Annotated in this window: 5 protein-coding genes; 2 read left to right on the forward strand and 3 right to left on the reverse strand. The window is 52.8% G+C overall.

All coding sequences use genetic code 11. The features are described from left to right. Both ACTF5Z_RS10660 and ACTF5Z_RS10665 read right to left on the reverse strand, forming a co-directional pair. Positions 1-1,660: UvrD-helicase domain-containing protein (locus ACTF5Z_RS10660; protein WP_438985615.1), on the reverse strand; the 1,660-nt coding region annotated here is incomplete at its 3' end. Further along, entirely contained in the window at positions 1,653-4,244 is a 2,592-nt protein-coding gene (locus ACTF5Z_RS10665) for a PD-(D/E)XK nuclease family protein (RefSeq protein ID WP_438985616.1), read from the reverse strand. The genes ACTF5Z_RS10660 and ACTF5Z_RS10665, both read right to left, overlap by 8 nt. A gap of 109 nt (positions 4,245-4,353) precedes the next feature. On the opposite strand from ACTF5Z_RS10665, the gene ACTF5Z_RS10670 reads away from it, so the two are divergent. Continuing rightward, positions 4,354-5,433: a 3-deoxy-7-phosphoheptulonate synthase gene (locus ACTF5Z_RS10670; RefSeq protein ID WP_423848537.1), complete on the forward strand. Its 1,080-nt coding sequence runs from the start codon at positions 4,354-4,356 to the stop codon at positions 5,431-5,433. A gap of 53 nt (positions 5,434-5,486) precedes the next feature. On the opposite strand, the gene nfuA is transcribed toward ACTF5Z_RS10670, so the two are convergent. Further along, positions 5,487-6,062 carry a Fe-S biogenesis protein NfuA gene (nfuA, locus tag ACTF5Z_RS10675; RefSeq protein WP_423848538.1) on the reverse strand — a complete coding sequence of 192 codons (576 nt, stop codon included), beginning with the start codon at positions 6,060-6,062 and terminating at the stop codon, positions 5,487-5,489. 158 nt (positions 6,063-6,220) lie between these two features. Between nfuA and ACTF5Z_RS10680 the strand changes: the two genes are divergently transcribed. Next, positions 6,221-6,818, forward strand: a 598-nt coding sequence (locus ACTF5Z_RS10680; protein ID WP_438985617.1) for a homocysteine S-methyltransferase family protein, incomplete at its 3' end; no start/stop codon positions are given.

Consider the following 6,818-nt stretch of genomic DNA (forward strand, 5'->3'; position numbering starts at 1 on the left):
TTCGTCCCAGCACTGCGATCGTAGTGGACGCATCACCTTCAAGCCAAAAACGGACCCGTTCAACCACAAACTCCGTTTCTCGAGCTGCGTTAGGATCAGCAGCAAAGGCGTGCACCTGAATGTCCGTCTCGCCGACTAGGACGGGCTCGGCCCTGTTCGCTGCCAAACGCTTTATCATGGGAGAACTGTGCGTTGGTACGTCAGCAAACACCTGATTAACCCACTGCACGATACCCGCCGTCGATCGGAAATTTCGACACAGATCCAAGCGCTCCAGACGCAAGCCGTTAAAGCCCTCTTCTATCGCACGCACGAATAAATCGACTTGAGCCCCTCTAAACCGATAAATCGACTGCATGGCGTCGCCGACAACAAACAAGGTTTTTGGCGACTCAGGCGTTACCTGATTGTGTTCAAACCAGCCCCGAGTCAGCCTCCGAATCAGTTCAAACTGATGCGTTGACGTATCTTGAAACTCATCCACTAACAGGTGCTGAATGCCGTAATCAAGTTTTAAAGCTAGATCAGTCGGATTCTCGTCATCGCCCAAGGCTTCCAGCGCTGCGCTTGCAATCTGCGTAAAGTCCACCTCACCCCGCTGTTGGCACTGCCACCAAAACGACGCTAATAGGTGGGGAAGTATCGCGACAATACTCGTGACGATCTGCCAATTCTGGTCATCATCCAGCGCTTCGGGCATCAGCATGACGCCCTCAAACACGATGGGAGAAAGAGCAGCTCGAATTTCCGTACTTACCAAGCTATGCAATTCTTTTTGCTCGGATTTTGGTGGGAATCCCTCTTTCACCGTGACACTTTTGCGCCATTCACCGCTTTGCGTTAGCAAAAACGCAGCAACACGTCGCCACGATCCGATAGCATTTGGCGAATGCAAAGGCAAAAAATCAGACCTTTCCTCAAGCCCCAACAGATTGAGGATTTCTTGCAGCTGAGCACGCCACGGCGCCAGGTCGGCGTTGAGCTGAGCAACACGTCGCTGACATTCCAATGCCCATGTCTCGCGCATATAGTCCAGTGCATCCTGTTCGCGTTGACCTGGGAATAACGCAAGTTGCCACTGATCACGCTTCGCTAGCAACTCAGACAGCCAATCGATCGCTGAGTCCCAGCGATTGCCCAATGCCGCAAGAATAGGCGGCAAGTGCTCGCGTATCTGCGGCTCACTACTTTGCAACAAATCGAGTACCGCGGCACGGTATAGGTCCGTTACTGGCTCGGCCGGTGTCATTACCCCACCCATCCGACTCGCCAGCGGCATTTGGCGTACTAGCGACGCGCAAAAGGAGTCGATGGTCATAAACTGCAGTCGTTCGAGCTGCTGGGGCAGTGACCAGCCACGCTCGCTTGCGTTACTTAACGCATGTTTGGCAAGCTCCAAGGAAACACGTTCGTACTCTGGGACTTCCCATAGTTGTTTCACTTGTGCAAGTTCAAACACCTCGGCCATGCGCGCTCGCATTTCAGCAGCCGCTTTGCGGGTAAAGGTAATCGCTACGATCTGCTCAGGATGCGAGACGCGCGCCAACAAAGCCAGCATCCTCTGCACCAACAAGCTGGTTTTACCAGAACCCGCCGGTGCAACCACGCAACAGCTGGCGGTTGGGTCTATCGCTCTGTCGCGCTGAACCTGATCACTCATCAGTGCCTTCCTCTTCGTCGTCAGCCAGCTGGACCCGACATATTGCGGCGAAGTCACAGTATCGACAGGCCCTCGTCGAGGGAAGCACAGAAGCCTCGCCCGCCTCTAATTCATCGATCAAATCGAGTAAAGCCCGCTCCCAGAGCTCCTTCTGCTCCCCCCAATTCTCGATAACTTTGATACCCTTGCCGAACCCTTGTTGGCCTGCACCCACAAATTTTGCTGGCTTTGTCGAAGAAATTTGTCCGTAAGCTATACCTTTGGCGTGCTCACCCAGCGCTAGCGCATACAGCGGCAATTGGGCTTGCTCTAAGCGATCGCCGAACCAGGTGCTGGTGCTCGGCGCCGTGCTTTTATAATCTATGATCACAAAATGGTCATCCGCTAGAGCATCGAGTCGATCCAGTCGAAACGAGAATCGCCATCCCTTCAAATTCAACTCAGCTTTGCGTTCATGCTCAAGCACATTAAAGGGTACTCTTTGCGACTCCAACTCCAACCAAAGACGAATCGCCGTTTCCAATCGAAGCTGCTCCGCCTGAAGCGCTAGATCAGGCAGCAGCACCTGACGAGCCCTGCTGATACTTTTTAAGGCCCCGGTCACTGCGGGAGCGATGTCTTCTGAATTCACTTGCTCAAGACGGTTTTTGCCCCGCCACAGCAGTTCCATTGATTTGTGTAATACCAGCCCCTGCTCTTTTGCGCTCAAACCGTCCTCGAGATTGGCCTCCTCGGGAATATCGAGCCGATAACGACTGTAGGCCTGCATCGGGCACAGTGCGTGCATGCCCAAACGATAGGCTCCGCCCCTCAAATCACTATGCGGCGTGGACAGAGTCAAGCCGCGTGACTCGAGCATCATCGACCAAACGCCCGGTATTACCGGACGGTCTAGTTCAGCGACGACAGGGAAGCTCTGCTCTAGCTGACTTAATAGCGGCGTTACAGCGACTTTACTCTCGTCGGCGAGGGCCACATAGCTAAACTGTATAGCCTGGCTCCGCGCTGCCATGCCTTCAAGCAAGCTCTTCGCTAACTGATATTCTTGATCCTCATTAGCGCGGGGCATCTTGTATTGACGCTGCAGGTGTTTGGGTAAAAACGGGGATAAGGCGATTCGTTCTGGAAAATGCCCAGCCACAGCATCCGTGACGATAAGCCGGTCGAAACACAGTCCAGCCGCTTCCAAGGTCCCCAGCACTTGAATATTCTGGTCTGGTGTTTCAGGTTGGAACACACTGTTTGTCAGGCTTGATTCCAACAGCGTCAGAGCGTCGCTTGCGGCCCATTTTGGCCTCAAGCCATCCCAGCTGACCAGATCTCGAAGCGTGCGTTGCCAAAGCTTGAACGCTTGGTACTCAACACTATCCAGACCCCGCTTGCCCGGCCAGCCCGCAGCCTCGAGAGAGTGCTCCCAGCGTCTCACGTGCTCCAAGCATGTCGCGTCTTTTGAATCTAAGCGATTGGTAAGCAACCACCTAGAAAGCGCCGAGTCTGGAACTTCTTTTGACATATGCTCCAAAATTAGCAGCAATTCAGAGTGTCCAAGCTTCGCGGGAGCGAGATCGTACAGCGCCTTGCGCAGCGCCCTGAAGTCATGGTGCGTAACGCACAATGAGACGTAAGGCGAGCGCGCTAGAGCCAGCAGTTCGGACGGCCTCAGTCGACCCAGAGCAAGTTTCAAAACACTGACAGCGGCATCGATAAGGGGAACTTGAGAGGCAGCTATACCGGCAGAAAAATTGACGGGCAGACTTGTGTAGTCGCTGTGTTCTAACCCAAATGCTTGGCGCAGATGATATTCCAGTCTCTGTCGATGAGTGTTCAAATCCGGGACCACGATGCCTAAGCGCTCGCGCTGCTTGGTTTCATAATGCTCTTTCGCCCAAGCCGCGACCCACCGAAGCTGTTCATCAGCATCTTGGAACGCACATACTGGGGTCTTCGCAGTGTCGATAGTCTGCGGCGAGGCTGATCGAATAAACTGTACCCGCTCGCTAACACGCTCACAAGCCGCCCGCTGTAGCGGTGTAAGCGTATCAAAATCGACCATGATTACATCGGCGGCAAGTTTGCACTGACACGACGCAAGTGCTTGCCATTGTTGGGCTTGCGTCACCCAGCCGTGCTTGATGATGTCCTGCTCAAAGCTCTGCAACCATTCATAAAAGGTCGCGCTGTCAGGATCTGCAGTCATCGCGCTCGCAAAACTCTGATCCTCTCGCAGCTGGTAGTGATAGATCAATTCGTAGGCCTTATAGCCCTCTAGCGCCAAGGCTTTGGGATTCAACCAACCCGTTATGTGGTCATCGGGCATGCTGCCGCGAATTATTAACTCCCACAAGTACTGAGCTTGCTGAGGCTTCAAGCAAGGTGTGAGCCGACCTTCATCGAGCCAGCGTTCAAATAAGCGATTGAGCGAAATGACCGCAATCTTAGCCCAAGCTTCCAAGCCCTGATCAGCCTGATACGCGTCGTAAGCGTGGCTGATAGCGCGAGCCAAGCGCTCATTGGGTGTCACAATAATCGAATTTGCACTCACGAAAGGCAGTATCACATCAATGTCATACAGTGGCTTTAACATCTAATCGCCTCGACACGGCCGCCAGACTACCCTTCGGTGCTGTAAATCGGTAGAATTCGCGCCCTTAATACATCAAAGAGTGCACCTCTGTGTACACCGGGTTTGTTTCATGAAAAAAGTTGCTATTCAAGATATCAATATCGAATCACAAAGTCTTCTGATTACACCACAGGATCTTAAAAAATCCGTGCCCGCGTCAGAGGCGGCCTATGCGCAAGTTGCCGAGTCTCGCCAGATCATTAGAGATATACTCGATGGTAAGGACCAACGCTTATTCGTCGTCGTTGGGCCCTGCTCAATCCATGACACCAAAGCGGCCTTAGACTATGCAACGCGCCTAAAGGCGCTATCGAATGAGGTATCCGATACACTTTACATTGTTATGCGTGTTTATTTCGAAAAGCCGCGCACAACGGTGGGCTGGAAAGGTTTAATCAATGACCCGTATCTGGACGACTCGTTTGCTATAGAAGATGGATTAAAAATTGGTCGTAAGTTGTTGTTAGACATACTAGAATCTGGCCTGCCCACAGCGACAGAGGCACTCGACCCAATCTCCCCGCAGTATCTGCAGGACTTAATTTCTTGGTCGGCTATTGGTGCTCGCACAACCGAATCACAGACCCACCGAGAAATGGCCAGCGGCCTCAGCAGCCCTGTAGGCTTCAAAAATGGTACTGACGGCGGTATCGAGGTCGCCACCAATGCCATCAAGTCTGCTGCAAAACCTCACCGCTTTCTCGGTCTGTCGGGCGACGGGCGCGTGTCTGTTATCACCACCTCTGGCAATCCCTACGCCCACGTAGTTCTGCGCGGCGGGAGTGACGGCCCAAACTACGACTCGGTACATGTTGCTTTGGTAGAGCAAGCGCTAGAGAAGGCCGGACTGCCACGCAACATCATGATCGACTGCAGTCATGCGAATTCCAGCAAAAAGCCGGAACTGCAACCCTTAGTACTCGAAAACATTGGCCACCAGATTGCAGATGGCAACGAATCGATCACGGGATTGATGATCGAGAGTCACATCAAAGCCGGCAATCAGAGCATGCCCGACGACTTAAGCCAACTGGAATACGGGGTATCGATTACCGATGGTTGCATCGATTGGGAAACGACCGAGACAGCTCTGCTCAATCTGCGCGAAATGATCAAAAGCACCCTCCCTGGCCGTCGATCAGCGAACTAAAAAAGACGGGGCGACTCATATCGCCCCGTCTTAGTACTACGACAGCTTAATACTCAATAGTAAGCCTGGGAACGATCCGAGTGGTCTGTCACGTCGCGAACGCCCTTAAGTTCCGGCACTTGTTCCAAAAGACTTTTTTCAACACCGCCCTTTAAAGTCTGGTCTACCATACCACAGCCCTGGCAACCGCCACCGAACTGCAAAATCGCAATTTGGTCCTCTGTGATTTCGACAAGCGACACCTCACCGCCGTGCGCGGCCAACGCAGGATTCACCTCGTTGTACAAAATGTAGTTGATACGGTCCTCAATGGGACTGTCATCGCTTACCCTGGGCAGTTTGGCATTAGGAGCCTTGATGGTGAGCTGGCCGCCCATACGGTCTTTATTGTAATCGACCAGTGCGTCTTCCAAAAATGGCACGCTACGACTTTCGATGAAAGCAGTAATCGGACCAAAACGCCGGTCTTCATCGCCCTCCTTGATGTCGTCTTCGCGGCAGTAGGCAATGCAGGTCTCAGCTTTAGGCGTGCCTGGCTGATTGATAAAAACGCGAACGCCTAATACGCCGTCTTGCTTTGAGAGCAACTCGGCAAGGTAATTCTGGGCCGATTCAGTGATCGTAAACATACAGCTGGTTATCCTTAGCAAATTACTCAGGTATTTTAGCAAGAAGCCCGATAAAATTGGAACAAAACTTGTTGCGTCGCGCTAAATATTACGATTCGACCGTCCATCACACAGTCAAATCTGGTAGACTCCGCGCCGTATCATTAGACGAGTTCGACATGCCTATTCAACGCCCTACTCTAGAACAAGCCTTACAAGAACGCATCCTTATCATCGATGGCGCTATGGGTACGATGATTCAAGGTTACAAGCTAGCAGAGGCCGACTATCGAGGCTCGCGCTTCGCTGACTTCAACGGTGACCTAAAAGGCAATAACGACCTACTTTGCCTGACGCGTCCCGATCTTATTATCGACATTCACAAGGCGTTTCTTGAGGCGGGTGCGGATCTCATCGAGACCAACAGTTTCAACTCCACCGCGGTGGCTCAAAGCGACTACGGCCTAGAATCTTTGGCCGACGAACTCAATCGTGCTGCGGCGCGACTTGCTCGCGCAGCTGCGGACCATTACAGCGCCCTCACACCCGACAAGCCGCGCTATGTCGCTGGAGTTCTTGGGCCGACACCCCGCACGGCCTCTATCTCGCCAGATGTCAACGACCCCGGTGCTCGAAATATCGATTTTGACAGTTTAGTTCAGGATTACCGTGTAGCTGCTATCGCACTGCTCGAGGAAGGTGTCGATATCGTTATGATCGAGACCATCTTTGATACCTTAAATGCCAAAGCCGCATTGTTTGCGGTAGAGGACGCCT

Source organism: Aequoribacter sp. (assembly GCF_965659035.1).
Lineage (GTDB): Bacteria > Pseudomonadota > Gammaproteobacteria > Pseudomonadales > Halieaceae > Aequoribacter.

What these genes read in the sequence shown, in the direction of transcription:
- ACTF5Z_RS10665 (WP_438985616.1), bottom strand. Translation starts at nt 4,244, where the DNA reads ATGTTAAAGCCACTGTATGACATTGATGTGATACTGCCTTTCGTGAGT.
- ACTF5Z_RS10670 (WP_423848537.1), top strand. Translation starts at nt 4,354, where the DNA reads ATGAAAAAAGTTGCTATTCAAGATATCAATATCGAATCACAAAGTCTT.
- nfuA (WP_423848538.1), bottom strand. Translation starts at nt 6,062, where the DNA reads ATGTTTACGATCACTGAATCGGCCCAGAATTACCTTGCCGAGTTGCTC.